Raw genomic sequence first — 24,730 nt, forward strand, 5'->3', positions numbered from 1 at the left:
TTCACACCGTTGTCTCTGGGCAGTGGAGAAGCGGGGTCGTAGGCTGGGCTTATGACTCCCGCTTCGACTATCGCCGTTGCCCAGTTCGTTCCTGGCCATGATCGCGATGAGAACATCGCGCAGATCACCGAGCTCGCTGAGCGCGCCGTTGAGCGTGGCGCGAGTTTTGTGATCTTTCCGGAGTACTCGTCGTACTTCACCGCAACGATGGGCGAGGACTGGGTCACCGCCGCCGAGCCTCTCGATGGTCGTTTCGTGCAGGCGTTGACCTCGCTCACGCAGCGGTTGCGGATTCATGTCGCTGCGGGCATGTTGCAGTCGAGCGACGAAGATAACCGCTTCTGGAACACCCTCGTCGCGATTGCTCCCACCGGTGCCATCGTCGCGACCTACAGCAAACAGCACCTCTACGACGCGTTCGGTCAGCGTGAATCCGACTGGGTCATCCCCGGGTCGATTGGCGCGCCGCAGACCTTCGCGTGGGAGGGCTTCACTGTCGGGCTGCAGACTTGTTACGACATCCGTTTTCCGGAGGTGTCACGCCGATTGGTGGATGCCGGAGCCAACCTCATCGTCGTGCCCGCCGAGTGGGTGCGTGGTCCGCTCAAGGAGTACCACTGGCGCACGCTGCTCACGGCGCGGGCGATCGAGAACACCGTCTTTGTGGCGGCGGCTGACCACGCCCCTCCGATTGGTGTCGGCAACAGCATGGTCGTCGACCCGATGGGTGTGGAGCTCGTGACGATTGGGGAGCGCACGGATGTCGCTGTCGCCCACATCGAGCACGCTCGCCTCGACGAGGTGCGGGCGACCAACCCGGCGCTCTCGTTACGTCGCTATGGCGTGCACCCGCTCGAGGAGCGTTAGGCCGAGCGCCGCTGTTCCGGTTCTCGAACTTCGGCCCAGACCTCATCGAGAGAAAGCCCGATAGCGTCGGCGACGGCCGCGATGGTGGGGAATGCTGGGGTCGCGATGCGCCCCGTCTCGATCTTGCGCAGTGTTTCCGGGGAGATGCCGGCTGCGAGGGCGGTGTCGAGGATCGATCGTGCGCCTCGACCGCGCCGCAGCGCCATACCGAGGCGTTTTCCGCGGTCGACTTCAGAGGGGGAGAGTGGCAATCGAACCATGCGTCGATTCTATACCGGGATAATATGGCCGGTATAGTTATTCGAAACGTTCTGGTGTGGAGGCCTCAATGATCGAAATTCTTAGCCCCGGAGAATTGCTTCGTGCGCGGGAGACAGGGGCTTTGGTCGCCCACATTCTGCAAACGTTGAAAGCTCGGGCAAAGGCCGGCACTAACCTGCTCGAAATTGACCGTTGGGCTCAGTCGATGATCCTAGAGGCCGGGGCCACCTCGTGCTACGTCGACTACGCACCGTCGTTTGGGCGCGGTCCGTTCGGGCACTACATCTGCACGGCCGTGAACGACGCAGTACTTCACGGGCTGCCCCACGATTATGCGCTCGCAGAGGGTGACCTTCTCACTCTTGACCTCGCGGTCATTCTCGACGGCGTCGCGGCAGACTCGGCGATCAGTTTCGTGGTGGGGGAGTCGCAGCCCGCCGAGAGCCTCGCATTGATCGATGTCACGCAGCGGGCTCTAGTTGAGGGCATTGCCGCGGCGCGACCGGGCAATCGCATCGGCGATATTTCGCACGCTATCGGCACGGTACTCAGCGAGGCCGGGTACCCCATCAACATGGAGTTCGGCGGTCACGGCATCGGCTCCACGATGCATCAGGATCCTCACGTTGCCAACGATGGGCGGCCAGGTCGGGGGTTTCCGCTTCGCTCAGGAATGCTGCTGGCGCTCGAGCCATGGGTGATGGCCGACACTGACGAACTCGTCACGGATGCCGATGGTTGGACTTTGCGTAGCGCTACCGGTTGCCGCGCTGCCCACAGCGAGCACACGATCGCGATCACCGACGATGGTGCAGAAATCTTGACCGTCGTTCGCTAGTTGCGCAGCTTCATCCCCGAAAGCTGAGCTGCGGCACGATCGAGTACGTCGGGCTTCTTGCAGTAGGCGAAGCGGATGAGCGTGTTGTAGTCGCCGTGGTTTGCCGGATGCACGAATGCAGTTACGGGGATTCCGACGACTCCGCTGATCTCGGGAAGGTTGCGGCAGAAATCTGCAGCGTCCGTGACTCCCAGTGGGGCGGCATCCGCAATGATGAAGTAGCCGGCCTGAGGCGTGGTGACGTCGAAACCTGCGCTGCGCAGCCCGGCGCCGAGGGTGTCGCGTTTGCGGGCGAGGCCGCTGGCAAGGTCGGTGAAGTAGCTATCGGGCAGCCCGAGTCCGGTCGCAATGCCTACTTGTAGCGGTGCGCCATTCACGTAGGTGAGGTACTGCTTCACGGCCATAATGGCCTGCAGGATGGGCTGGGGTGCGGTGATCCAGCCGATCTTCCACCCGGTGGTGTTGAACGTCTTACCGCCGCTGGAGATGCTGATCGTTCGCTCGAATGCCCCGGGAAGGCTCGCTACAGGAATGTGTTCGTGTCCGAAGGTGATGTGTTCGTACACTTCGTCGGTCACGATGAGCGCGTCGTGTTTGTGAGCGAGCTCGACGATTAGTTCGAGCGTCGCCCGGTCGAGCACACTGCCGGTGGGGTTGTGCGGACTGTTGAGAATGATGAGGCGAGTACGCCCGCTGAAGGCGGCCCGGATGTCGTCATGGTCGGGCTGAAAGTCGGGGGAGCGCAGCGGCACCGTCACATGGGTGGCGCGCGCGTAGTTGATCATGGCCCCGTAAGCGTCGTAGAACGGCTCAAGGGTGATGACTTCGTCGCCTTCGCTCGTGAGGGCGAGAATCGTCGCGGCGAGGGCTTCGGTAGCTCCGGCGGTCGCGAGCACTTCGGTGTCGGGATCAACGTCGATGCCGTAGAACCGCTGTTGGTGCTCGGCGATCGCGTTGCGCAGTACAGGGAGCCCGTTGCCGGGCGGGTACTGGTTGGTGCCGTCGATGATGGCCTTGCGGGCGGCATCCAACACTTCAATGGGGCCGTCTTCATCGGGAAAGCCCTGGCCCAGGTTGATAGCGCCGCTGGTGACGGCGAGGGCCGACATTTCGGCAAAGATTGTTTGGCTCAGCTGCCCATCGGCGCCGAGCAGCATGGCGCCATTGGCGGCGCGTTCCCAAGATCCGGTGACTGTCATCGTGCGCCAAGCCTAACTACTTGCTGCCCTGCGTGTGCGTTCGAGCTGTGGAAAGTTGAGCACTCGCGACGGCGGAAATGTTTAGCGTCGTAATACGCGGCTACCGAACCTCGTACACGCGTCGGTTGGCGTGCTCCTCTTGGTTTTACCGATCGGATGCACGCCCTCCGACGTCACCGCGCCCAGTCGCCGTTGTCGACGGCACTCTCATCTCCTCACCACAATCGAAGGCACACTCAGCGCCGTACTCGTCGATCAAAGCTGCAGCGCGTAGCCCGAGGGAATCGGCTGCTCAATGAACCCGAGCCGGGCGCCACGGGAGCTACTCGCGGATACCCAGATAGAAACGTGACTCATCGCTGCGATGGAGGGCGCGATAGAACTCAAACGGCACTTCATCGGCGCCCCACGCGATCGACTCGATATCCAAAACTGGCGCTCCTATCGGCAGCTCCAACAACGATGCGTCCTCAGGCGACGGCACGACAGCTTGAATCCAGCGATCAGCACCCACTGGCACCACTCCATAGTGCCTGCGCAGGTGTTCATACAGTGACCGGTTCTCGAGATTGCTCTTCAATAAACCCGCAAATGGACCCCGCGGAAGGGTCGTCAGGACAAGAAGCGCTGGAACTCCATCAACCGAACGTAAGCGCCTGATGCGAATAACCTCATCGCCGACATCCAAACGAAGCGCGGACGCCTCTTGCTCAGATGCCACACCGGCGGACAACGACAACACCCTCGTCGACGAAGAACGCCCCGCTGCCAACAAATCAGCGGACGAACCAAGCGTGGAACCGATAAACCCCAAATCGCGTCGCGGAGGTGACACAAAAGAACCTTTCGCGCGAATCTTATAAATCAACCCACGCTGAACCAGATCCGCTAGTGCCTCGCGCACCACGGTGCGCGACACCCCAAAGCGATCAATCAATTCCGCCTCCGATGGCAACGCCTGATCCGCGACCAATTGCCCGCTCTCCACGAAACCACGAATCACAGCCGAGAGCTGAACCCAGAGCGGCTCCTTCGACGCGCGGTCAAGCACAACATCGCGAATCCCAGTCGCAGCACCCACGAAACTCCCTCCAACTCAGAGTCAAACTCACACAAATCGAGACTACCGTTCAGTGGCCGTTTGACAGCGACGAGTCACATCCCTATATTCATATCACTACCAACTTGTCATTACGAGTTGGGGATTACAAGCTCTCCTACGGCCCGAGGCTTTATCGGGGCAGTACTGGATCTTGGGTCCACAGCATCATGCGCAACGACGCCAATCACACACACATGGAGGACAACAATGTCGTTTAAGTCCCTAAGGCGAGCAGGTATCGCCCTCGCCGCAATCGCCGCTCTCACTCTTGCTGGGTGTGCTGCTGGCTCACCCGAGAACTCCGGTTCGTCCGGTGGCGATGAAGGAATCTCTATCGCGCTCAGCAATGGCTTTGTCAATGGATGGCGCCTCACGCTCATCAACAAGTTCGAGGACGAAGCGGCCTCGCTCAAGGAACAGGGCATCGTGTCTGACTTCACGACGGTCAACGCGCCGGGCGAAAACAGCGCTACCGAGCAGGCGTCTCAAATCCGCAGTCTCGTGCTTCAAGACCCCGATGTGCTTCTGGTCATTCCTGCGTCCTCGACCGCTTTGATTCCTGCAGTAGAAGAAGCCTGTGACGCTGGCATCACCGTAGTCGTGCTTGATGCCGACATGGATGCGCCGTGCGCGCACGTTGTACGCAACGCCTATGACATGTGGGGTGAAGTTTCGATCATGCCTGCCCTTGAGGCAATCGATGGCGAAGGCAACATCGTGATCAATCGCGGCGTGATCGGGTCACAACCAGAAGAAGCGTTCCACGAACGCCAGCTTGAGATTCTCAAGGAATACCCCGAAGTCACGGTAGCAGCGGAGATTAACGGATTCTGCGACAGCAGCACTGCGCAAAAGGAAATCGTTTCGGTGCTTGGATCGCTGCCGGAGATTGCCGCAGTACCGGGTTGCATCGGTGGAATGGGTATTGTGCAGGCATTCGAGTCCGCTGGTCGCGACGCCCCTGTAGTCGTATTCGACACAGACGGAAAGTCCCTCAAGTTCTGGCAAGAAAGCGGAATTGAGAACGGGTCCTTCGCGGCACTTACTGACCCTGGTCAAGTCATCGCAGCAATCTACGTTGCCCTTGCTGTTCTCGACGGACAAGACGTTCCTCAAGAGGTAGTTCTTCCTCTGCTCGAAATCGGACAGGATGACCTCGATTACTGGGTGGACAACTTGGACGCTGACGAGTACGCCGCCAACCAGTGGGACAAAGACACCGTAGATGCGGCCCTTGCCGCGATTGCTGCCGGCGAAGAAGTCGTAGCTCCCGCCATCAAGTAATCCCAGTGAACGACGAGTTCGAGGAAGAGCCATGTCATACACCGCACTAAGCGAATCAGCCTTTGATGCAGTTCATCTGCAGAGAAGCGAGCCAACTATTGTCGCCCATTCCGTAACGAAGAGCTATGGAAAAACACATGCGCTTCGGGGCGTCAATCTTGCGCTCGGACATGGCGAAATCCTCGGACTCGTCGGCCACAACGGTGCAGGGAAAAGCACTCTCATGCGCGTTGTTGCAGGAATCGAACAGCCCGACAGCGGAACTGTTTCGGTCCGGGATCAGGCTTCAGGAACTCAGTGGAACGCAGAGAGCGCTTCTGAATTTGGGGTTCGTATGGTCTACCAAGAGTTGGCCCTCTGTGACGATCTGACCGTGTCGGAGACTGCGGCTCTATCTGACCCGCGGGCGCCCGGCGTATGGGGGTGGCGTGGCCGAGCGGAACGCCGTATTTCTGAAGTCCTTGACACTGTATTCCCCGGCCACGGGATTTCAGTGCTACGTCGAGCGGGAGAGCTGGCCATGGCTGAGCGCCAAATGGTCGAGATCGCCCGTGCCCTGTGTACCGACAACCTGACGCTGGTGATCCTCGACGAACCAACGGAATCACTCGGGGCAGATGCTACGACGCAGCTGTACTCGCATCTTCGCCAGCTCAAGGAACGAGGCGTGAGCGTCCTCCTAATCTCTCACCGAATGCAGGAAGTAATCGCTAATAGTGACCGCATCGCAGTCATGAAAGATGGAGACGTCGTCGCGACCTTTGACGCCATTTCGACTTCGGAGGCAGAACTACTCATCGCTATGGGGGGTGAAGTTCGCGCTGAAACTGACGAGGAATCATCACCGATCCAGGCTCAGGCATCTCGTGATCGCATGCCAGTGAGCGTCAAGGTCAAGGCCCCGTCGGGGATCTCATTCGAAGCACGCCGTGGAGAGCTTATCGGTCTTGCGGGTCTTGCAGGGCAGGGACAAGAGCAACTCCTCGCCAGACTGTGGAGAGCCGGAGCTCTTAATCGGACCGTCACCGTTCCCAGCCGTCGTGCTTATGTTCCTGGCGATCGTCAGACGTCCGGGATCTTTCCGCTCTGGAGCGTGGCTGAGAACCTCACGATCTCAGCTCTTCGAGGTCTAGGCCGTTTTGGCTTCGTGGGAACCCGCGCTAAGCGCGAGCTCGCTGCGAAGTGGATTGCTGCCTTAAAGGTCAGAGGAGATGCCACTACACCTATTACGTCTTTGAGCGGAGGCAATCAACAGAAAGTCCTCGTCGCGCGTGCATTCGCCAGCGACGCAGAGCTAGTGCTGCTCGACGACCCCTTCCGCGGCGTCGACGTCGCAACGAAGAACGAGCTCTACAGCCTTATGAAATCCGAAGCGGCGTCGGGTCGTTGCATCGTCTGGTACTCGACAGAGAACAGCGAGATGGCGCACTGCGACAGGGTTTATGTATTTCGGGCGAACGCGGTTATTTCTGAACTAAGCGGCCCATCAAACACCGAAGAGCGGATTATCGCCGACTCTTTTGACGAGAAGACGGGAACGCAGCGATGACAACGACTACAGCCGCACCTCATGTGCGGGTCACAGTTGCCTCTCGAGCTCGAACAAGTGCGCTGCACGGCTTTCCCGCGTTGCTTTCGTTGCTCGCGCTCGTAGTCGTGTTCGCGATATCGATCGCGAACCAACCAGGAATTCTGAGCGTTACTGGGCTCACGCTCATGCTGACGTCTGCAGTTCCTCTAGTTTTTGCCGCCCAAGCACAGATGCTCATTATGTCGGTTGGGGACATTGATCTCGGAATCGGTGCACTCGTAGGTCTGGTCACGGTGATCGCGGCAACACTGCTTCGCGACAGCCCGCTTCTCGGTGTCGCGATGCTGTTAGGCGTTGTTGTCGTCTATGCCCTACTCGGTCTGATCGTCCAAAAACGCAAAGTGCCCTCAATCATTGTCACTTTGGGGATGTCATTCGTCTGGCTGGGGATCGGACTGCAAATACTTCCCACTCCGGGCGGAGCAACGCCCGACTGGCTCACTGCTGTCGGACGGTGGCGCCCTGAGGGGATTCCTTCCCCACTGATCTTTATCGCTATCGCCACCGTGATCGGATGGTACCTCGCGCGCCATAGCCGCGGAGGGAGCCGAATGCGCGCGCTCGGCAGCAATCCAGCAACGCTTGAGAAGGCGGGCTGGTCGCTTGCAGGAACCAGGGTGCTTACATATGTACTAGCCGCCGTTCTGATCGTGGTTTCAGGACTACTGCTCGCTTCTCAGACGCGTTCTGGCGATGTCAATTCCGCAAGCAATTTCACCCTCATGACTATTGCAGCCGTAGTGCTGGGGGGCGGTAATTTTTCCGGTGGTCGTGCGTTGCCGATTGGGGCGACGCTCGGCGCCGTGACGCTCGGCTTAATTACGGTGCTCCTGAGCTTGATGAGTCTTTCCTCGAGCCTTCAGTCCGCTGCTCAAGGTGCGATCGTTCTCGCGGTTCTCGCGGGTCGCATCATCACAGAGAGGTTCGCCCGATGAGTATTGATCTCACGTCACCGCCAGAAGCTCGGACATTAGGGGGGCGTCAACGCCTCGCATTCACTTGGCCGGCTTGGGGCTGGTCGTTGATCGGTGTGCTGGCCGTATGGGCGCTCATCATCATTGCCCGTCCTGGGGCCCCTTTCGATCCCATCGTTCAAGCGCTGTCGCTTGCCCCTTTTCTAGTGCTCGTAGCACTTGGTCAAATGCTGGTCATCACACTCGGCCCCGGCAATATCGACGTGTCTGTCGGAACGATCATTTCCATGTCGTCATATGTATCTGTAGCGATCGGTGCGAGTGCTGGCCCGCTCATTGGCGTGCTTGCAGCTGTCGGTGCTGGTGTTGCTGCGGCGTCGTGCAGTGTTCTTGCAATTCTCTTGCTTCGGGTTCCTCCGATCATCGCAACGCTTGCGACGAGCCTGATTGTGTCATCGGCGACGCTCTTGCTCGCCGATGCCAGCAGGAACTCTGCGGATGCCGGCTTGCGCGTGCTTGTTAATGCGAAGTTGCTCGGCGTTCCCGTTATCGCGCTTGTGGTCCTTGCCATCACGGTCGCAATCGCGTTCATGCTTCGGCGCACCAAATTTGGGTTGTCCGTGATTGCTGTTGGACAGAGCGCTCGTGCTGCTGAGAGGGCCGGTATCAAGGTGTGGCTGGTCACAGCGCTCGCATATATTGCCTCCGGAGTCTTCGCCGGTTTTGCTGGCGGCCTGCTTGCTGCATTCATTTCTCCGAGTACCGTGCTCGGAACTTCTTACATGCTCGACTCCATTGCGGTGGTCGTTATCGGCGGTACTTTGATCGCGGGCGGGCGTGCGGTACCAGCCGGCGCTTGGACAGGAGCGCTGTTCTTCGTGCTGTTGTCGGGATTGCTCAATCTGGTCGGTTGGAGTATCGGCGCGCAGAACATCCTCAAAGGACTGCTGGTGGTTGCCGTTGTGATCATCTCCGCAACCGCGACGGGAACCGGCTCATCTTCATTGGCGCGACTGCGCGCAACCTTTTCGTCCAGAAACACAACTAAGGAGACTAGTAATGGCTGACCTCGACGATCTTCGCGAAGGATCCAACTTCGGTAGCACTCAGGCATCCGTCGAATCGAGATTCCACCTCAAGGGCCTAGGCGGGCAAGACTGGGGAATGAAAGCACGCATGTCTCGTGTCTTTGATCCAACAGACGGCAAAACTGTCATGCTCGCCTTCGACCACGGGTACTTTCAGGGGCCCACGTCTGGCCTCGAACGACTCGACGAGTCGATTGTTCCCCTTATCCCGCAGGCCGATGCGCTCATGCTGACGCGGGGCGCATTGCGAACCACGATCCCTGCTGACAACGGCAAAGGGATCGTTCTTCGTGCCAGCGGAGGACCTAGTGTCCTCAACGAGTTGTCTAACGAAGAACTCGCGCTCAGTATCGAAGACGCAGTGCGACTGGATGCTGCTGCGCTTGCCGTTCAGGTATTCGTCGGTAGCGATAACGAGACAAAATCCATCAAGAACCTGACCACACTTGTCGATCAGGGGCAGGGCGCAGGAATCCCCGTTCTCGCAGTGACAGCAGTCGGGCGGGAAATGGTTCGCGATGCACGCTATTTCCGGCTGGCAACGCGTATTTCGGCAGAACTCGGTGCCGCCTTCGTGAAGACGTACTACGTCGAAGAAGGCTTCGAAACTGTCACGGCTTCGTGCCCTGTTCCCATCATCATTGCGGGCGGCAAGAAGGTCGAGGAGAGAGAAGCGCTCCGGGTGGCGTACCAAGCGATGCAGGAGGGCGCGGCAGGCGTCGACATGGGGCGAAACGTGTTCCAGTCGGAGCACCCCGCGGCAATGCTCTCGGCGGTTCGCGCTGTTGTGCACAGCAATCACACGCCAGACGAAGCATTCGCGCTCTTCCAAGAACTCTCCCACTAATCCGAAGGCGTAGAGCGGGATCCGTTCGATGCCTGACAGTCATTAAGGAACACCATGCCTACTTTGTCGAGCTATAAAACTGACGTAGCACCCGTCGACGTCGCCGTTATCGGCGCCGGAATCAACGGTCTTGCGGTGGCCCGAGAGGCTGCCCGTCGGGGACTTTCGGTAGTTGTCATTGATCAGGACGACATCGGAGCGCGCACTTCGGCTATTTCAACCCGACTGATTCACGGTGGGCTCAAGTATCTTGAGCGGCTTGAGCTCAACCTAGTGTACGAGTCAATTCGGGAACGGAACATACTTCTCAAGCGTGCACCGCACTTAGTTCATCACTACCCGATGCTGATTCCTTTTGGCGGAGGTCAGAGTCGTCCCGGTTGGTTGCTGGGATGTGGACTGCTGCTGCACGACGTGCTCTCGATCGGGAAAAAACTTCCCTCCAACCGGATAGTTTTTGCTAAGCGGATGCGGGAAGAATGGCCGGAAGTTGCCGAAGGAGGAGTGCGCTGGGGTGGCCTCTTTCATGATGCGCATGTTCCGCTCACAGAGCGACTCACGATAGAACTCGCAATTGACGCTCACAATCACGGTGCGACGCTCCTCACCCATTCGCGGGTTGAGTCCTTCATCAAGGAAAACGGTCGTATTGCGGGTGTTATGTATCGCGATCGGGTTGATAGCGAGCTCAAGCCAATAATCGCGCAGGTGGTAGTAAACGCCGCGGGTCCGTGGGTCGACGATATTTTGGCGCTGTCAGGCGAGCATCCTCGAAAGATGGGACCGACTAAGGGAAGCCACTTGGTCGTAGACCCGTTCGATGGTGCACCCTCAACTTGTATTTTCTTTGAGTCGCCACAGGACACGCGCCCCATGTTTATCCTCCCGTGGAATGGGCGGTACATGATTGGCACGACCGACATTCCCTACGACGGAACGCTTGACGAGATCGTAATTGATAGCGAGGAGACCGCGTATCTTCTGAATGCCGTGAACAAGCTGATTCCGCGTGCGAAGCTCGTGCCAGAGGATGTTTTGTGGTCATATTCTGGTGTCCGCCCCTTGCCCTTCGTGCATGATATGGATGACCCATCCAAGGTCAGCCGCGATCACGAGATTGTCGTTCACAAGGGCGCGAGTGCGGGGTTAGTGACCCTCATCGGCGGGAAGTGGACGACCCACCGCGCTTTAGGTGACCTCGTCACCCGCAAAGTAGCAGGCTTGCTGGGGCGCAAACTCGCGCCATCAACCACACGAAGTGCTGCGCTACCTGGAGCGCCTGCGGGTGATTGGGCCGAATTCCGCGATTCCTTCATCGCAGGTTCTGCGCTTCCTGCGGCCATCTCCACTCGACTCGTTGACGTTTATGGGGTCGCCGCGGCGGACATCGTTCAGATGGCGTCAAAAACCCCTGAACTGGCCGAGGTCGTGGACGATGAAACACAGGCCATCGCGGCAGAGGCCGTGTACGCCGTGCGCAATGAAGGCGCATTTTCGCTCGAGGATGTACTTCTTCGACGAATGGCAATCGCGCTCAATAGCGATGTCGGTCTAGCGGCGGCGCCGGTTGTCGCCGAGGTTCTTGTTGCGCATGCGCAATGGACCACGGAGCGCGCTGCAAACGAGCTCGCCCAGTATCGTCAATCAATGCGTCGGTTTACGCCGCGAGCGCTCGGGGTAGAGCGCTCCGCCAGCGATTAGCGAGGAATCACCATGTCCACACAACAGTGTTTTATTGGAATTGATGTCGGCTTGACTTCGGCGAAGGCTGCCGCGTTCGACGCGCAAGGGCGAGAGTTGCGAGCATACTCGGCGCCGAATCCGCGGAAGGCCGTGGCATCTGACCGTCAAGAGATCGATATGGCATCACTGTGGCTCGTAGTGTCCGAGGTGCTCACCAGCTTGTGCACTTGGCTCGATGAGAACGGCTGGACCCCGCAGAGCATCGGCGCAACCGGGCACGGAAATGGCCTCTATCTTGTAGATGCCGATCTGGCTCCCGTTCGTCCAGCGATCGCATCGACGGATACTCGCAGCGAATCGATCGTTGCGGGCCTTGACCTCGCTACCGTCGAGCGCATCCGTGCGCTGACTGGGTCAATGCCGTGGGCAGGGCAGCCAGGTGTGCTCATGAGGTGGCTTCACGACAATGACCCCGAGGCGCTCGCCGAAGCTCGGTGGGCGCTCACTTGTAAAGACTGGATCACAGCTTGTCTCACCGGAGAGGCCCACGCTGACTACTCGGACGCTTCGGGCTGCGGCCTAGTCAATCTCTTGAGGCGCTCCTACGAGCCTGAAGTCTTTGACATGCTCGAGCTTCCTCGGGAACTGATGGCGTTGCAACCGCCACTGTCTCGCTCGAATGAGATCGTGGGACAGGTCACTTCAGAGGCCGCCGCAAGTACAGGCCTTCCCGTGGGAGTTCCTGTGGTCGCGGGGTGCATGGACTGCGTCGCAAGCCCTCTTGGGGCTGGTTCGACAGAGAGAGGCGATGTCACGATCATCGTCGGAACTTGGGCGATTAACTCCGTAGTGGTTCCCGTCTCTGATGCACCGCCTCGAGTGACGTTAAACGCGCTGCTGCCTGATCCTGAATTAATGCTCGCGCAAGAGGTTGCCCCGACATCTGCTGCCAGCATTGAATGGTTCTCGTCGCTGATGTCAACTCTGTCTAGCGATGGAGTGACGCCTCAGCGACTACTCGCGGCAGCAGCATCCGTTCCAGCGGGGGCGGATGGATTGCTCTTCTTGCCATTCGTGCACGGTGCCCCGGAGCACCTTGGCGCTTCGGGGACGCTAATTGGTGCCAAAGGCAGCCACGGCTACAACGAGATTGCTCGATCGGTCGCTGAAGGAATCACTCAGTATCACCGGGTTCAACTACACAAGGTGCGCAGGAGCGGAGCGACGGTATCGGAGCAACCTTGGACTCTCGCCGGCGGCGGAGCCAAGAATCCAGTCTGGGCGCAGATTTTCGCCGACGTGATTGGACATCAGGTTCGGCGGCAGCTCGGCACGGAGTTGGGGGCGCGAGGAGCCGCTTTGCTCGCCGCCGAAGGAAGCGGTACTGATACTCAATCGTGGCGTGTGAGTCCCGATCCGACACTTGTTGTCGAGCCGGGAGTCGATCGTGAAACGTATCGGCACCAAGGAGAGCGTTTCGATCGAGTACTTGAAGCAATGAAACACGTATGGACGGAGGCCGCTCGATGAGCGAAGGAACCGATGGTGTGGCCTCGGCCCACGAAGAAATTGTTCGAGTGTCTCGTGAGTTGGGTGCTGATCCTGCGTTTGTACTGCACGGCGGCGGAAATACCTCGATAAAGGTACGCGGACGCGATGCGACTGGGGCAGAGATTGACTTGGTTCTCGTCAAGGGAAGCGGTTGGAATCTCGCAACGATCGAAGCCGCTGGCTTCGCTCCGTTGAGACGTCAACGATTGCTCGAATTGCTCACCCTCGAAACGCTCAGCGACTCCAGCATGGTTAATGAGTTGCGTCAGGCCTCTCTCTCTGCATCGTCGCCGACTGCGTCAATTGAAGCGCTCTTGCACGCGCACTTGCCCGCGAGGGTCGTCCTGCATTCCCACGCGGACGCGATCGTCGCCCTCACCAACCAACCGAATGGTATGGAGCGCGCTGCCCAAGTGCTCGGTGATCGGGTCATCGTGTTGCCGTACGTCATGCCGGGCTTCGATTTGGCGAGGCTGATTGCTTCGACGGAACTCGGAGGCGCCGACGCCATCGTTTTAGCAAATCACGGACTCTTCACTTTTCATGATGACGCCGACGCTGCACTAGCGCGCCATCGTAATCTCGTTGCTGCGGCCTCGGAATCACTCGGCGTGGTCGAATGGGGCAGCTCTAAGCCTGAGAGCAAACGATCAGGCTTAGCGTTAGACCTCGCGATGCTGCGTCGAGAAGTCTCCGCGGCCGCGGGACGACCGCTCCTGATGCGCCAATCTTCCTCCGCTCGGGCGCAGCGTTTTGCTCAGAGCGACAACCTTGAAGCGATCACGAGTCGCGGTACGGCGACGCCAGAGCATGTGATTCGGACTAAGCGGAAGCCCATGCTGGGCACAAACGTCGATCAGTACACCGATGACTACTTCAGATATGTTGAGCAGAATCGTGGTGAAGGCAGAATCACTGTCCTCGATCCGGCACCACGGGTGATTCTAGATCCAGAACTCGGAATGTTGACGGTGGGAGAGACCCGTTCCGCTGCAGACGCTGTTCACGATATTTATTTGCACACGATGGACATCATCGATGCTGCGGACCGTGACGGCGGGTATTCGTCCCTCTCGGAGTCGAAGAGTTTTGAGATTGAGTATTGGGAGCTTGAACAAGCCCGTCTCAGCAAGACCGATCCTGGCCGGGATCTTCAAGGCGAGATTGCCGTCGTAACGGGTGCTGCTTCAGGTATCGGCCGGGCGTGTGCTCAAGCATTACTCGCTCGCGGCGCTGCAGTCGTGGGAATAGACCTTAACCCTGCGGTGGAATCCACGTTTACCGATTCGAGTTGGCGCGGGGTTGTCGGTGACGTAAGCGACGACGTTGTTCTTGAGCGAGCGGTCCAGATAGCAGTTCGTGAGTTCGGCGGAATCGACATGCTCGTAATTGCCGCGGGCATATTCCCCGAGAGCGCTCCTTTGTCTGAGCTCGACGATGACATGTGGGAGAGATCACTTCGCGTGAACACGACCGCGGTTGCTCGGGTGCTTCGGGCGGCGCACCCGTTCCTAGTTCTTGCACCTCGCGGAGGCCGCACTGTGTTGGTTTCAACCAAGAATGTTACAGCTCCCGGCCCCGGCGCAGCAGCATACTCAGCAACCAAGACAGCCGCAGCACAATTGGCGCGAGTCGCTGCGCTTGAGTGGGCGGGCGACGGCGTTCGCGTAAATCATGTTGAACCGGATGCCGTCTTTGATACCGCAATATGGACACCAGACTTGTTGGCAGAGCGTGCTGCTCGATACGGGCTTTCCGTCGAGGAGTATCGCACCCGTAACTTGTTGGGAGTCGAAGTGACGAGTGCAATCGTCGCTGACGCGGTTGTCGCTCTCTGCAGCGGGTTCCCAGCGACCACTGGCGCGCACATTAGCGTCGATGGAGGGAATGATCGAGTCATCTGAACTCGCTTGGCGCCAGATTTCGTGCGCTCCAAGGGCATCTGCCGACGAATCGTGTATCACCACTCAACGAGAAAGTAACTACTGCTATGAGCTATGACCAGATATTCCAAGTGATCGCGCGCTACCGACCCAAAGCGGGCAGCTTCGAGCGAGTTGCTGAACTGCTCGGCCAGCTTGCTCGAGAGTCACGGGAGGAACCCTCGTGCCTTAGCTTTGAGTTCTTTCAAAATATTGAAAATCCCGCCGAGATAATCATCCTTGAAAACTTCGTCGATGCCGCAGGGTTTTCCGCGCATAGGGATGCAGTGCACTCGCGTCGCATCAATGTTGAACAGATACTTCCCCTCCTCGACCATCGATCATCCTCCAAGGGAACAGTGACTCCTTCCTGAGTTCTGTGACACCGCGAAGCGGTTGCCCGTTGATCGCTGGGACGGCAGTGTCGCTGTTCGCAGCCACCGGTATGAGAGCGTCGCTCAGCGAACCTGAACGCGATCACGCGCACAGCCCGCACAAAGCCGGGAAACCCGCGCGAACCACAAAGCTCACTCTTGCGAACCGCGCAGCCAGCCCACAGCCGAACTAAATAGAATGCACAGGTTCGCGGTGGAGGCTAGCACCGCTGAAAGGAGCACACCATGACCGAGGTCCCCGAAGAACCCACCCCCAACGCAACACCCGACAACACCCCCGCACCCAGCACCCCAGAGACTTCAGCTGCAACCCCAGACGCAGCCACGCCGCCAACCACCGAAACAGGCGCCGCCCCGGTAGTTCCGGCCGCCGCCTCGGAGACCCCCGCCGCGGCCGCAGTCGAGCCTGTCAACGCCATGAGCTCCTCGGCCCCTGCAGAAGCGACTCCAGCAGCCTCCAGCGACACATCCTCCAGCGCGCCGGGCGCTAGCTTTGGGGCGGCAGCAACTGCCGAACCGGCCGCGGCCGCCAAGAAGCCCAGAATGACGCTCGGTCTCGTCGCTGGCTTCGCGATCGTCGCCCTCCTCGGCGGAGCCTCCGGCGCCGGCGTCGCGCTCTGGGCTGTCGGCAACCAAGCCACATCCGCAGTGAGCGGAACCGAGAGCCCCGCATCCATCACCGTCAACGACCCCGGTAACGCCACCCTCGTCACCTCCGTCGTAGCCAAAGCAGCCCCCGCCATCGTCACTATCAACGTGACCGGCCAGAACAGCGGTGGCAGTGGCTCAGGCGTCATCATCAGCGAAGACGGCAACGTCATCACCAACGCCCACGTTGTAACCCTCGACGGTGAAGTCGCCGACCCTAAGGTCACCGTCACCACCGCCGACGGCCGACTGCTCTCCGCAACCGTCGTCGGGTTCGACCCGATCTCCGACATCGCCGTCATCAACATCGACGACGCGAGCGACATGCCCTTCATCAACATCGCCGACTCCAGCGAACTCAACGTCGGTGACAGCACTGTCGCAATCGGCGCGCCCCTCGGCCTCTCCGGCACCGTCACCAGCGGAATCGTGAGCGCACTCAACCGCAGCATCACAATCGCATCTTCGGCTCTCCCCGAAGACCCCGAAATTAGCCCCGATGCGCCAGACGACAGTGAAGCGCCCGACCTGTGGAACTTCGACCTCTTCGGAGAAAACGGTCAAGGCAACGGCCAAAGCTCCGCCACTCAAGCCAGCGTTGCTCTCGCCGTCATCCAAACCGACGCCGCTATCAACCCCGGCAACTCCGGCGGTGCACTGTTGAACTCCGACGGAGAACTCATCGGAATCAACGTCGCCATCGCATCCTCCGGCGGCAACGAAGGCAGCATCGGTGTTGGCTTCGCAATCCCGTCCAACGTGGCCAGCCGCGTCGCTAACGAGATCCTCGAAACCGGAACGGCAACCCACGGCCTCCTCGGAGCATCCGTCGCTGACGTCACCGACGACCCCGCCCAGAGCGACGCCGAAGTAGTTGGCGCGAGCATCGTCGGCATCTCCGACGGTGGAGCAGCAGCGGATGCCGGACTCCAGATCGGCGACATCGTCACCGGCTTCGACGGCCTGCCCATCACCAACAAGACCGACCTCACCGCCCAGGTGCGGGCATACTCGGCCGGTGAAAGCGTTCCCCTGACCTACGTCCGAGACGGTAAGGGATACACCGTCGACGTGACCCTCGGTTCACTCCAGTAACCGAACCAACCACGCATGCGGCGTGCACGGGCCTCAAAGCTCGTGCACGCCGCATACGTGTGTAACCGCCGCTGATCGCAAGCAACGCGATAAGCTCTACCGGACAACCCAGTCCTACGTATTGGAACCCATGGCAAAGAAGGCTCAAGCCCTCACTGGTGTGTCGTACGTGATGCCCGTACTCAACGAAGTTGAACACATCGAGGCAGCCGTCGACAGCCTCACAGCGCAGGACTACGAAGGACCCTTCGAAATCGTGCTCGCGCTCGGGCCAAGCGTTGACGGCACCAACGCCATCATCGATGAAATGGCGCGACTCGACCCGCGCATCCGTCACATCCCCAACGAACTTGGCTCCACTCCCGGCGGGCTCAATGCCGCCATCCGCGCCTCCACTCACCCCATCGTGGTTCGAGTAGACGCCCACTCCGTGCTGCCCACCGACTACACGCGCATCGCCGTTGAAACGCTCGAACGCACCGGAGCTGACAACGTCGGTGGCGTCATGAAAGCGCAAGGTCGCACGCCCTTTGAGCGCGCCGTCGCCCACGCCTACGGATCACCCGAGGGCCTCGGTGGCACGCAACACCACACCGGCGGCGACGAAGGCCCCGCCGACACCGCCTACCTCGGTGTCTTTCAGCGCGACCGACTCGTTGAGGTTGGGCTCTTTGACGAAGACATCAAGCGCGGCCAAGACTGGGAACTCAACCGGCGACTTCGCGCGACCGGCGGCACTGTGTGGTTCACCCCCGAGCTCGAAGTTGTCTATCGCCCGCGCTCGAACCTGCGCAAGCTCATCCGTCAATTCGTCGCTACGGGAATCTGGCGCGGTGAACTCGCGCGCCGCTTCGGCACCGCCAACTCGCTGCGCTACTTCGTGCCGCCACTCGCAGTGCTCGGAACCGCCATCGGGCTCATCCTCGGCATTATCGGTAGCGTCACCGGCATCAACTGGCTAGCTATCGCCTACGCGGCCCCCGCCGTTTACGGCCTCTTCGTCGTTGCAGCAACCGCTGTTGCTACTGCGCAGGAGGGGTTACGATCAGGTCTTTGGTATCTGATCGTGTTGCCGTGCATCCACTTCGGATGGGGCAGTGGGTTCATTCTCGGATTCCTGAAGCTCACGAAAAATATCACTGCGCAAACGGGAAGGTAACACCGTGTCCCCCCACACACCCTCGCAGCCCGCTGCGCGCCCCACCTCCATCGCTCAGCTGCGCGAAGTCACGCAACCTCCCGAGGTTCGACTCCGCGCCAACGCCGAGCACTGGACGGCGTCGCTGTACCTGCGCGACCTCTCTCCGTACCTGACCTGGATGCTCCTCAAGACGTCCATCAGCGCCAACGGTGTCACTGGGCTCATGATCCTCACGGGCTGGCTCACCGCCGCAGCACTCCTCATCCCCGGTTTCACCGGCGCTGCGCTCGCGCTGATCCTCGGCCAAATGCAGATGCTCGTTGACTGCAGCGATGGCGAAGTCGCGCGCTGGCGCAACACTCGCTCACCCGCCGGTGTCTTCCTCGACAAAGTGGGGCACTACAGCACCGAAGCCCTCATCCCGATCGCCTTGGGCATCCGAGCCGCTGGTTGGCCCCTCGACTTCCCGGCAGACTTTGCGTGGACAACGGCCGGGTTCGCGCTCGCGCTCATCATCGTGCTCAACAAGGCGCTCAACGACATGGTCCACGTCGCGCGCGCTAACGCTGGCCTCGAGAAACTCAGCGATCGCAAGGGCGAGGCCGAGCCGAGCCACAGCCTCGTCGCCAAGCTACGCCGCTTCGCCCGCTTCGTGCCGTTCCACCGTTTGTACCACTCGGTTGAACTCACGATGATCGCGTTCGCCACCGCCATCATTGCGCTCTTCGTGCCGGCAATGGCCGCAGAACGCACCGTGCTGCTCATTCTGCTTCCGCTGGCACTCCTCGCGCTCGGCGGGCACTTCGTCGCCATCATGGCCTCCAAGCGCGTTCGCTCATGACCCACCGCGTTGGCGTCGTCTCGCTCAGCCAGGGCAAGCGCCCCGACGATCTGGCGCGCGGCCTCGCCTCGCTGCAGGCACAGCACGGCGTAGAACTCGATGTGATTGTTGTCGGCAACGGCTGGCAGCCCAGCGGGCTTCCGGACGGCGTCCGCGGGCTTCACCTCGAAGCCAACCTGGGTATCCCCGCGGGCCGCAACCGCGGTGTCGAGCACGTGCAGGGGGACTGGATTTTCTTCCTCGACGACGACGCCAGCATCCCATCTCCGACGTTCCTCAGCGACGCTGTGGCGCTCATGCAGGCTGATCCGAGCATTGGACTGCTGCAGCCGCGCGTCGAAGACGCCGAGGGTAAAGAGAATCCGCGCCGCTGGATCCCACGCATCCGCAAGGGCGACCCCGCGCACCCCAGCGACGTCTTCTCCGTGTGGGAGGGTGCCGTTCTCATGCCGCGCCCGCTCTTCGACGACATCGGCGGCTGGGGCGACCCGTACTTCTATGCTCACGAAGGCATAGAGCTCGCCTGGCGCGTATGGGGCGCCGGTAAAAGGGCCTGGTACGCCGGAAACCTCGTGGCGAATCATCCCGCCATCGATCCCGCCCGTCACAGCTACTACTACCGCCTCAACGCGCGCAATCGCATCTGGTTGGCTAAGCGCAACCTGCCCGTGCTGCTGGTGCCCATCTACGTGGCCAGCTGGACGGCCATCCAAGTGCTGCGCTCGGCAAGGAACCTCGTGGGCATGCGTGCCTGGTGGGGCGGCTGGTTCGCCGGCTGGCGCGAAAATCCCGGCGGTCGTCGCAGCATCGGCTGGGCAACAGTGGGGCGGATGGCGCGTGCCGGTCGCCCTCCAGTGATCTAGCCACCACCACACCGGCTTCGCTCGCGGCATCCGTCAATTGGCATGTCCACCGCACCGCACCGCCCACGCAAAAGCGCGGCACCTCACCGAAGTGAAGTACCGCGCTTTCGTTAGTTCGTGCTCTAGGAGCGAGGTTTGCGCTTGGGGCGATCGTCGTAGCTGCCGCCGCCTTCGCGACCACCGGCGTAACCGCCGCCACTGCGGTCGCCGTCACGGTTGTTGTAACTGCGTGAGGCTTCACGTTCGCGGTTGGCGCGGGCGCCACCCTCGAATGAGCGGTCACGGCTCGGGTACTTGTCGCCAGCGGAACGTGCGCCGCCGCCGTTTGCCTTGCGGTCCGGCGCGATCTCAATCAGCTTGCCGCTGATGCGAGTGTCGCGCAGGCGCTCGAGAACGTCTTTCGACATGTCGGCAGGCAACTCGACGAGCGAGAAGTCTGGACGAATCTGAATGTGACCGAAGTCGTCACGGCTGAGGCCACCCTCGTTGGCGAGTGCGCCAACGATCTGGCGGGGCTCGACGCGTTGGCGCTTGCCAACCTCGATACGGTACGCCGCCATGGGCTTGGTGGAACGCGGGCGGCGCTCGGGGCGGTCGCCACGATCTCCGCGGTCGCCACCACGCTCGGGGCGATCGGTGCGTGCCTTGCGCTCGTCACGCTCAGCGAAACGCTGGGCGCGCTCTTCTTCAGCCGAGAGCAGCAGGGGAGTCTCGCCCTGAGCCACGACGGCAAGAGCGGCAGCAACATCCATCTCGGGTACGTCGTGGTGTTCGACGTAGTGACCGATGATCTCGCGGAACGCAGTGATGCGCGCCTGCTGGTTGAGGGCTTCGGTGATGGCGTCGTCGAAGCGCGTGAGGCGCGTGGAGTTGACGTCTTCAACCGACGGAAGCTGCATTTGCGTGAGCGGCTGGCGTGTGGCCTTCTCGATGGCGGTCAGCAGGCGACGCTCGCGAGGAGTGACGAAGCTGATTGCCGAACCGCTGCGACCCGCGCGACCCGTGCGACCAATGCGGTGCACGTACGACTCGGTGTCAACGGGGATATCGAAGTTCACGACGTGGCTGATGCGGTCAACGTCGAGTCCACGAGCAGCAACGTCTGTTGCTACAAGGATGTCGAGCTTGCCCGACTTGAGCTGGTTGACGGTGCGCTCGCGCTGAGCCTGAGCGACGTCTCCGCTGATGGCGGCTGCGGAGTAACCGCGGGCACGCAACTTCTCGGCGAGGTTCTCGGTTTCGCTCTTCGTGCGAACGAAGATGATCATGCCTTCGAAGTTTTCCACTTCGAGGATGCGCGTGAGGGCATCCACCTTTTGCGGGTAGGAAACGATCAGGTAGCGCTGAGTGGTGTTGGCCGACGTAGTGGTCTTGGCCTTGACCGTGATCTCTTCAGCGTTGTTCAGGTACTTCTTGGAGATGCGGCGAATCTGTGCTGGCATCGTCGCGGAGAAGAGGGCAACCTGCTTGTCATCGGGGGTGTCGGCGAGGATCGTCTCAACGTCTTCGGCGAAGCCCATCTTGAGCATTTCGTCGGCCTCATCGAGAACGAGGTACTTGAGCTCAGAGAGATCGAGGGTGCCCTTGGCGAGGTGGTCCATGATGCGGCCGGGGGTACCGACGACAACGTGAACGCCGCGGCGCAGTGCCGACAGCTGAACGCCATAAGCTTGTCCGCCATAGACGGGGAGCACGTGCACTCCGCGCATGTGGGTGGCGTACTTCTCGAAGGCCTCACACACCTGCAGAGCGAGTTCGCGGGTGGGGGAGAGCACGAGCGCTTGAGGCTTGCTCTGGGATACATCGAGGCGCGAGAGAATCGGCAGCGCGAAGGCTGCGGTCTTTCCCGTGCCGGTCTGGGCCAGGCCGACTACGTCGCGCCCTTCCAGAAGAGTAGGAATAGTGGCTGCTTGGATAGCCGAAGGCGTCTCGTAGCCAATGTCGCGGACCGCTTTCAATACCGCATCGCTGAGAGCGAGGTCGGAGAAAGTGATCGCGGTCTCGGTGGGTTCAGACGGTGCGGTTGAATCAGAATCGGTCATTGTGTCAACAGTACCTGCTTAACCCCTAGTAACATGCGGTTTTAAGGGCTCTTACCCAGTAATCTGCCGCGAATGTGGGGCGAGTACTATCGAAAGCGCTTCTCAGACTCCTGCTCAAGGATCAGCATCGGCTCGATAACGGTGTGGCGGGGGAGCTAGCGCACCATACTTCCAGTGATTTGATTGTGACCATGGCTCTACTGAAGGACATCAAGACCGCACGCAAGGTGGTGCGCACGATGTTGCGCTCCCGCCGTAATCGACGACGCGTTGCCGGGCTGATGGATGAGCATCCACTGCCCGTTCCCGGCTCGGTGAGTATCGCCGTCTATTTCGCCGACACCAAGGTGAATCTGTACCAAATGCGTCAGTGGTACGCGCCCCTCGCCGAGCTCTCGAAGCGCTTTCCGGTGGCGATCATTGCGCGCTCACCCAGCTCGGTGCTTGCCCTCTGGGATGAGGCGCCCGTACCCACCGTCTATTTGCGTCGCGTTTCTGAGCTCGAGCAGTTCGTTGCTGAGCAGCCGTTGAAGATCATTTTCTACGTCAACCAGAACGCCAAGAACTTTCAGATGTTCCGCTACGGCCGCATGTGGCACGTTTTCATCAACCACGGTGAGAGCGACAAGATGTACATGACGACCAACCAGTTCAAGGCCTACGACTACAGCTTCGTGGCCGGGGATGCCGCGCTCGACCGCCTGAGCTACAAGCTCTGGGATTTCGACCTCAAGAAGAAGGCGATCCCCATCGGGCGCCCCCAGGCCGATCACTTCGCTGGCGAACTTCCTTACACTCCGGATGACCGCACGGTCGTGCTCTATGCGCCCACCTGGGAGGGTGATCGGGATGCGGCTGCTTACGGCTCCGTCGAGAGTCACGGTGTTGCTCTGGCCAAGGCCGTTCTCGCCAGCGACAAGCACCGTCTCATTTACCGGCCGCACCCGCGCAGCGGGGTGGTCAACGCCGAGTACAAGCGCGCCAACATCGACATCATTGCGGCGATCGCCGAGGCAAACGAGTCCGATCCTTCGGTGCAGCACATTTACGACGACGGCAAAGAAATGGGCTGGCAGTTAGTGGCAGCGGATGTCGCGATCACTGACGTTTCGGCAATGGTCTACGACCGTCTCGCCACCGGTAAACCTCTCATCGTTACGCGCCCGATTTCGGAGCTTGCGGAGATCGATGAGGGTGGCTACCTTGGTGCGTGCGAATGGCTGCGCGCCGATCAGGCCGGAGACATTCTTGCTATTGCTGAGCGAGTGCAGTTCGACACCGAAGCACGCGAACGTTTGGGCTATTGGGCAGAGCGTCACTTCGGTGACACGACGCCAGGCGCGGCGACCGCTCGCTTCCACGAGGCGGTGGAGTCGCTAGTGGCGCTCTGGCACCGTCACGCGCAGATCCACATCGGCGACCGTCACGTCACCGAAGTCGACCCGTTCGAGGATGACGACGACGAGTCTCCCAACGCGGAGTAGAGTCCCCCAACGCGGAGTAGTTCGTCGAAGACGAAGCGCCCTGCTTAGCGGGGAGCTTCGGTCTCCGGCGCCGAGTCCAGCGTCGGCTCGTGCTCGTCCTGCTGCTCGAGCTCGAGCTCGGGCTCGGGCTCGGTTGCGCTAGCGCCTCCGGCCTCGATTGCCGTCAATTGATCGACATCCAAATGTTGTTCGAGGTCGGCGAGGGTTTCGAGCTCAACCCAGCCGCGGCTCTTGCGGCGGTGGGGTAGCCCGGGCAGTGCGGGCAGTGCGGGCAACGCGGGGAGGCGCTTACGTTCGCCCCGTACCCGAGGCGTTTTGGCTGCCTTGGGCAGTGCGATGACCGGCTCGAGCCACGACGGCAGCGTCGCGGGGGAGGGGCCGAACCCTTGACGAGCAGTGCGGATGATCTGACGGCCGAGAATGTTGTTACCGCCACCACCGATGACCGCGCCGATGCCGAACGGCATGAGACGACCAACGACGTTGGTGCCCTGCGCGGCAGCGTATCGCTTGAGGAAGGTGCGCTTGAGGCGATCGGCAATGGGACCCACCAGCGTGCTGGGCAAGTTCTTGGTCAGGGTCTCGCCCCAGAACGCGGAACGAGCCGCGCCGGTTCCCGTGGCTTGGGCCGCAAGCTGCTTCACGAGGTCGCTGCCGGCACCACCCAGCACCATCGTCATGACGAGAGCGCGGGCGCGGTCGGGATCGTCAACGACGATGCCGTGTACCTCGGTGACGGACTGAGCAAAGAGCGCACTCGCCTCAAGGAAGCCTGCAGTTTCGACTCCGGAGAGGGCGAGGGATGCCCCTGTGCCCACGGCGGGGATCGCAGCGCTCGCCCCCACGAGGGCGCCACCGGTCGTGACCGCAGCCAGATACCGACGCTCAAGAACGGCGATGATCTCATCCGGAGTGGCCTGAGGTTTGCTGCGACGGATGCTACGGATGTGCGCCAACACAACGGGACGCTGCACCGTGAGCACGCGGTCGATGCCGCGCACCACCATCGGGTGTGAAGTGCTCATATCGCTGGATGCCATGGGTTAAACCGTAGCGGAGGTGTCTGACGGCACC

At 60.7% G+C, this 24,730-nt stretch carries 21 protein-coding genes; 16 read left to right on the forward strand and 5 right to left on the reverse strand.

All coding sequences use genetic code 11. The features are described from left to right. Positions 1-51 precede the first annotated feature (51 nt). Positions 52-867: a carbon-nitrogen hydrolase family protein gene (locus tag ACWTV1_RS10425; protein WP_498505264.1), complete on the forward strand. Its 816-nt coding sequence runs from the start codon at positions 52-54 to the stop codon at positions 865-867. Here ACWTV1_RS10425 and ACWTV1_RS10430 read toward each other — a convergent pair. Continuing rightward, entirely contained in the window at positions 864-1,127 is a 264-nt protein-coding gene (locus ACWTV1_RS10430; RefSeq protein WP_100389801.1) for a helix-turn-helix domain-containing protein, read from the reverse strand. The genes ACWTV1_RS10425 and ACWTV1_RS10430 overlap by 4 nt on opposite strands. A 68-nt stretch (positions 1,128-1,195) precedes the next feature. On the opposite strand from ACWTV1_RS10430, the gene map reads away from it, so the two are divergent. Then, entirely contained in the window at positions 1,196-1,966 is a 771-nt protein-coding gene (gene map, locus ACWTV1_RS10435) for a type I methionyl aminopeptidase (protein WP_498505265.1), read from the forward strand. On the opposite strand, the gene ACWTV1_RS10440 is transcribed toward map, so the two are convergent. Then, positions 1,963-3,165: an aminotransferase class I/II-fold pyridoxal phosphate-dependent enzyme gene (locus tag ACWTV1_RS10440; RefSeq protein WP_498505266.1), complete on the reverse strand. Its 1,203-nt coding sequence runs from the start codon at positions 3,163-3,165 to the stop codon at positions 1,963-1,965. The two genes, map and ACWTV1_RS10440, sit on opposite strands and share 4 nt — an antisense overlap. A 322-nt stretch (positions 3,166-3,487) precedes the next feature. Continuing rightward, entirely contained in the window at positions 3,488-4,246 is a 759-nt protein-coding gene (locus ACWTV1_RS10445; RefSeq protein WP_498505267.1) for a GntR family transcriptional regulator, read from the reverse strand. A gap of 228 nt (positions 4,247-4,474) precedes the next feature. On the opposite strand from ACWTV1_RS10445, the gene ACWTV1_RS10450 reads away from it, so the two are divergent. The 13 genes from ACWTV1_RS10450 to ACWTV1_RS10510 all read left to right on the forward strand — a co-directional run bounded on the left by ACWTV1_RS10450 (position 4,475) and on the right by ACWTV1_RS10510 (position 20,130). Beyond that, positions 4,475-5,551, forward strand: a complete 1,077-nt coding sequence (locus tag ACWTV1_RS10450) for a substrate-binding domain-containing protein (RefSeq protein ID WP_498505268.1) — start codon at positions 4,475-4,477, stop codon at positions 5,549-5,551. 31 nt (positions 5,552-5,582) lie between these two features. Then, entirely contained in the window at positions 5,583-7,100 is a 1,518-nt protein-coding gene (locus tag ACWTV1_RS10455; protein ID WP_498505269.1) for a sugar ABC transporter ATP-binding protein, read from the forward strand. Further along, entirely contained in the window at positions 7,097-8,077 is a 981-nt protein-coding gene (locus ACWTV1_RS10460) for an ABC transporter permease (protein WP_498505270.1), read from the forward strand. The genes ACWTV1_RS10455 and ACWTV1_RS10460 overlap by 4 nt, the downstream gene beginning before the upstream one ends. Continuing rightward, the gene (locus ACWTV1_RS10465) at positions 8,074-9,123 is read left to right on the forward strand and encodes an ABC transporter permease (RefSeq protein WP_498505271.1); all 1,050 of its coding nucleotides are present in this window, start codon (positions 8,074-8,076) and stop codon (positions 9,121-9,123) included. Before ACWTV1_RS10460 ends, ACWTV1_RS10465 begins: the two co-directional genes overlap by 4 nt. Beyond that, positions 9,116-9,991, forward strand: coding sequence for a 3-hydroxy-5-phosphonooxypentane-2,4-dione thiolase (gene lsrF / locus ACWTV1_RS10470; RefSeq protein ID WP_498505272.1), 876 nt, complete (start codon positions 9,116-9,118; stop codon positions 9,989-9,991). Before ACWTV1_RS10465 ends, lsrF begins: the two co-directional genes overlap by 8 nt. Before the next feature lie 54 nt (positions 9,992-10,045). After that, positions 10,046-11,692 carry a glycerol-3-phosphate dehydrogenase/oxidase gene (locus ACWTV1_RS10475; RefSeq protein ID WP_498505273.1) on the forward strand — a complete coding sequence of 549 codons (1,647 nt, stop codon included), beginning with the start codon at positions 10,046-10,048 and terminating at the stop codon, positions 11,690-11,692. A 12-nt stretch (positions 11,693-11,704) separates the two neighbouring features. Next, a complete protein-coding gene (locus ACWTV1_RS10480) occupies positions 11,705-13,204 on the forward strand; it encodes an FGGY-family carbohydrate kinase (RefSeq protein WP_498505274.1) in 1,500 nt (499 codons plus the stop codon). Beyond that, positions 13,201-15,129 (forward strand): SDR family oxidoreductase, encoded by a 1,929-nt coding sequence (locus tag ACWTV1_RS10485; RefSeq protein WP_498505275.1) that lies wholly within the window; start codon positions 13,201-13,203, stop codon positions 15,127-15,129. The genes ACWTV1_RS10480 and ACWTV1_RS10485 overlap by 4 nt, the downstream gene beginning before the upstream one ends. Before the next feature lie 86 nt (positions 15,130-15,215). Further along, a complete protein-coding gene (locus ACWTV1_RS10490; RefSeq protein ID WP_498505276.1) occupies positions 15,216-15,521 on the forward strand; it encodes a putative quinol monooxygenase in 306 nt (101 codons plus the stop codon). Between the two features lie 246 nt (positions 15,522-15,767). After that, entirely contained in the window at positions 15,768-17,285 is a 1,518-nt protein-coding gene (locus tag ACWTV1_RS10495; RefSeq protein WP_498505277.1) for a S1C family serine protease, read from the forward strand. A 130-nt stretch (positions 17,286-17,415) separates the two neighbouring features. After that, a complete protein-coding gene (locus tag ACWTV1_RS10500; RefSeq protein WP_498505278.1) occupies positions 17,416-18,444 on the forward strand; it encodes a glycosyltransferase family 2 protein in 1,029 nt (342 codons plus the stop codon). Between the two features lie 4 nt (positions 18,445-18,448). Beyond that, positions 18,449-19,267: a CDP-alcohol phosphatidyltransferase family protein gene (locus ACWTV1_RS10505; RefSeq protein ID WP_100389806.1), complete on the forward strand. Its 819-nt coding sequence runs from the start codon at positions 18,449-18,451 to the stop codon at positions 19,265-19,267. Continuing rightward, positions 19,264-20,130 (forward strand): glycosyltransferase family 2 protein, encoded by an 867-nt coding sequence (locus ACWTV1_RS10510; RefSeq protein ID WP_498505279.1) that lies wholly within the window; start codon positions 19,264-19,266, stop codon positions 20,128-20,130. The genes ACWTV1_RS10505 and ACWTV1_RS10510 overlap by 4 nt, the downstream gene beginning before the upstream one ends. A gap of 122 nt (positions 20,131-20,252) precedes the next feature. On the opposite strand, the gene ACWTV1_RS10515 is transcribed toward ACWTV1_RS10510, so the two are convergent. Next, positions 20,253-22,172: a DEAD/DEAH box helicase gene (locus ACWTV1_RS10515; protein ID WP_498505280.1), complete on the reverse strand. Its 1,920-nt coding sequence runs from the start codon at positions 22,170-22,172 to the stop codon at positions 20,253-20,255. 191 nt (positions 22,173-22,363) lie between these two features. Here ACWTV1_RS10515 and ACWTV1_RS10520 point away from each other — a divergent pair, with 191 nt between their 5' ends. Next, positions 22,364-23,656, forward strand: a complete 1,293-nt coding sequence (locus ACWTV1_RS10520) for a CDP-glycerol glycerophosphotransferase family protein (protein ID WP_498505281.1) — start codon at positions 22,364-22,366, stop codon at positions 23,654-23,656. 44 nt (positions 23,657-23,700) lie between these two features. Here ACWTV1_RS10520 and ACWTV1_RS10525 read toward each other — a convergent pair whose 3' ends face one another. Next, positions 23,701-24,696, reverse strand: a complete 996-nt coding sequence (locus ACWTV1_RS10525) for a hypothetical protein (protein WP_498505282.1) — start codon at positions 24,694-24,696, stop codon at positions 23,701-23,703. Positions 24,697-24,730: the final 34 nt, after the last annotated feature.

This window comes from Salinibacterium sp. VpJ6 (genome assembly GCF_059767345.1).

Bases quoted from the DNA above. Each gene is read 5' to 3' on its own strand.
- ACWTV1_RS10425 (WP_498505264.1), top strand. From the start codon at position 52: ATGACTCCCGCTTCGACTATCGCCGTTGCCCAGTTCGTTCCTGGCCAT.
- ACWTV1_RS10430 (WP_100389801.1), bottom strand. From the start codon at position 1,127: ATGGTTCGATTGCCACTCTCCCCCTCTGAAGTCGACCGCGGAAAACGC.
- map (WP_498505265.1), top strand. From the start codon at position 1,196: ATGATCGAAATTCTTAGCCCCGGAGAATTGCTTCGTGCGCGGGAGACA.
- ACWTV1_RS10440 (WP_498505266.1), bottom strand. From the start codon at position 3,165: ATGACAGTCACCGGATCTTGGGAACGCGCCGCCAATGGCGCCATGCTG.
- ACWTV1_RS10450 (WP_498505268.1), top strand. From the start codon at position 4,475: ATGTCGTTTAAGTCCCTAAGGCGAGCAGGTATCGCCCTCGCCGCAATC.
- ACWTV1_RS10455 (WP_498505269.1), top strand. From the start codon at position 5,583: ATGTCATACACCGCACTAAGCGAATCAGCCTTTGATGCAGTTCATCTG.
- ACWTV1_RS10460 (WP_498505270.1), top strand. From the start codon at position 7,097: ATGACAACGACTACAGCCGCACCTCATGTGCGGGTCACAGTTGCCTCT.
- ACWTV1_RS10465 (WP_498505271.1), top strand. From the start codon at position 8,074: ATGAGTATTGATCTCACGTCACCGCCAGAAGCTCGGACATTAGGGGGG.
- lsrF (WP_498505272.1), top strand. From the start codon at position 9,116: ATGGCTGACCTCGACGATCTTCGCGAAGGATCCAACTTCGGTAGCACT.
- ACWTV1_RS10475 (WP_498505273.1), top strand. From the start codon at position 10,046: ATGCCTACTTTGTCGAGCTATAAAACTGACGTAGCACCCGTCGACGTC.
- ACWTV1_RS10480 (WP_498505274.1), top strand. From the start codon at position 11,705: ATGTCCACACAACAGTGTTTTATTGGAATTGATGTCGGCTTGACTTCG.
- ACWTV1_RS10485 (WP_498505275.1), top strand. From the start codon at position 13,201: ATGAGCGAAGGAACCGATGGTGTGGCCTCGGCCCACGAAGAAATTGTT.
- ACWTV1_RS10490 (WP_498505276.1), top strand. From the start codon at position 15,216: ATGAGCTATGACCAGATATTCCAAGTGATCGCGCGCTACCGACCCAAA.
- ACWTV1_RS10495 (WP_498505277.1), top strand. From the start codon at position 15,768: ATGACCGAGGTCCCCGAAGAACCCACCCCCAACGCAACACCCGACAAC.
- ACWTV1_RS10500 (WP_498505278.1), top strand. From the start codon at position 17,416: ATGGCAAAGAAGGCTCAAGCCCTCACTGGTGTGTCGTACGTGATGCCC.
- ACWTV1_RS10510 (WP_498505279.1), top strand. From the start codon at position 19,264: ATGACCCACCGCGTTGGCGTCGTCTCGCTCAGCCAGGGCAAGCGCCCC.
- ACWTV1_RS10515 (WP_498505280.1), bottom strand. From the start codon at position 22,172: ATGACCGATTCTGATTCAACCGCACCGTCTGAACCCACCGAGACCGCG.
- ACWTV1_RS10520 (WP_498505281.1), top strand. From the start codon at position 22,364: ATGGCTCTACTGAAGGACATCAAGACCGCACGCAAGGTGGTGCGCACG.
- ACWTV1_RS10525 (WP_498505282.1), bottom strand. From the start codon at position 24,696: ATGGCATCCAGCGATATGAGCACTTCACACCCGATGGTGGTGCGCGGC.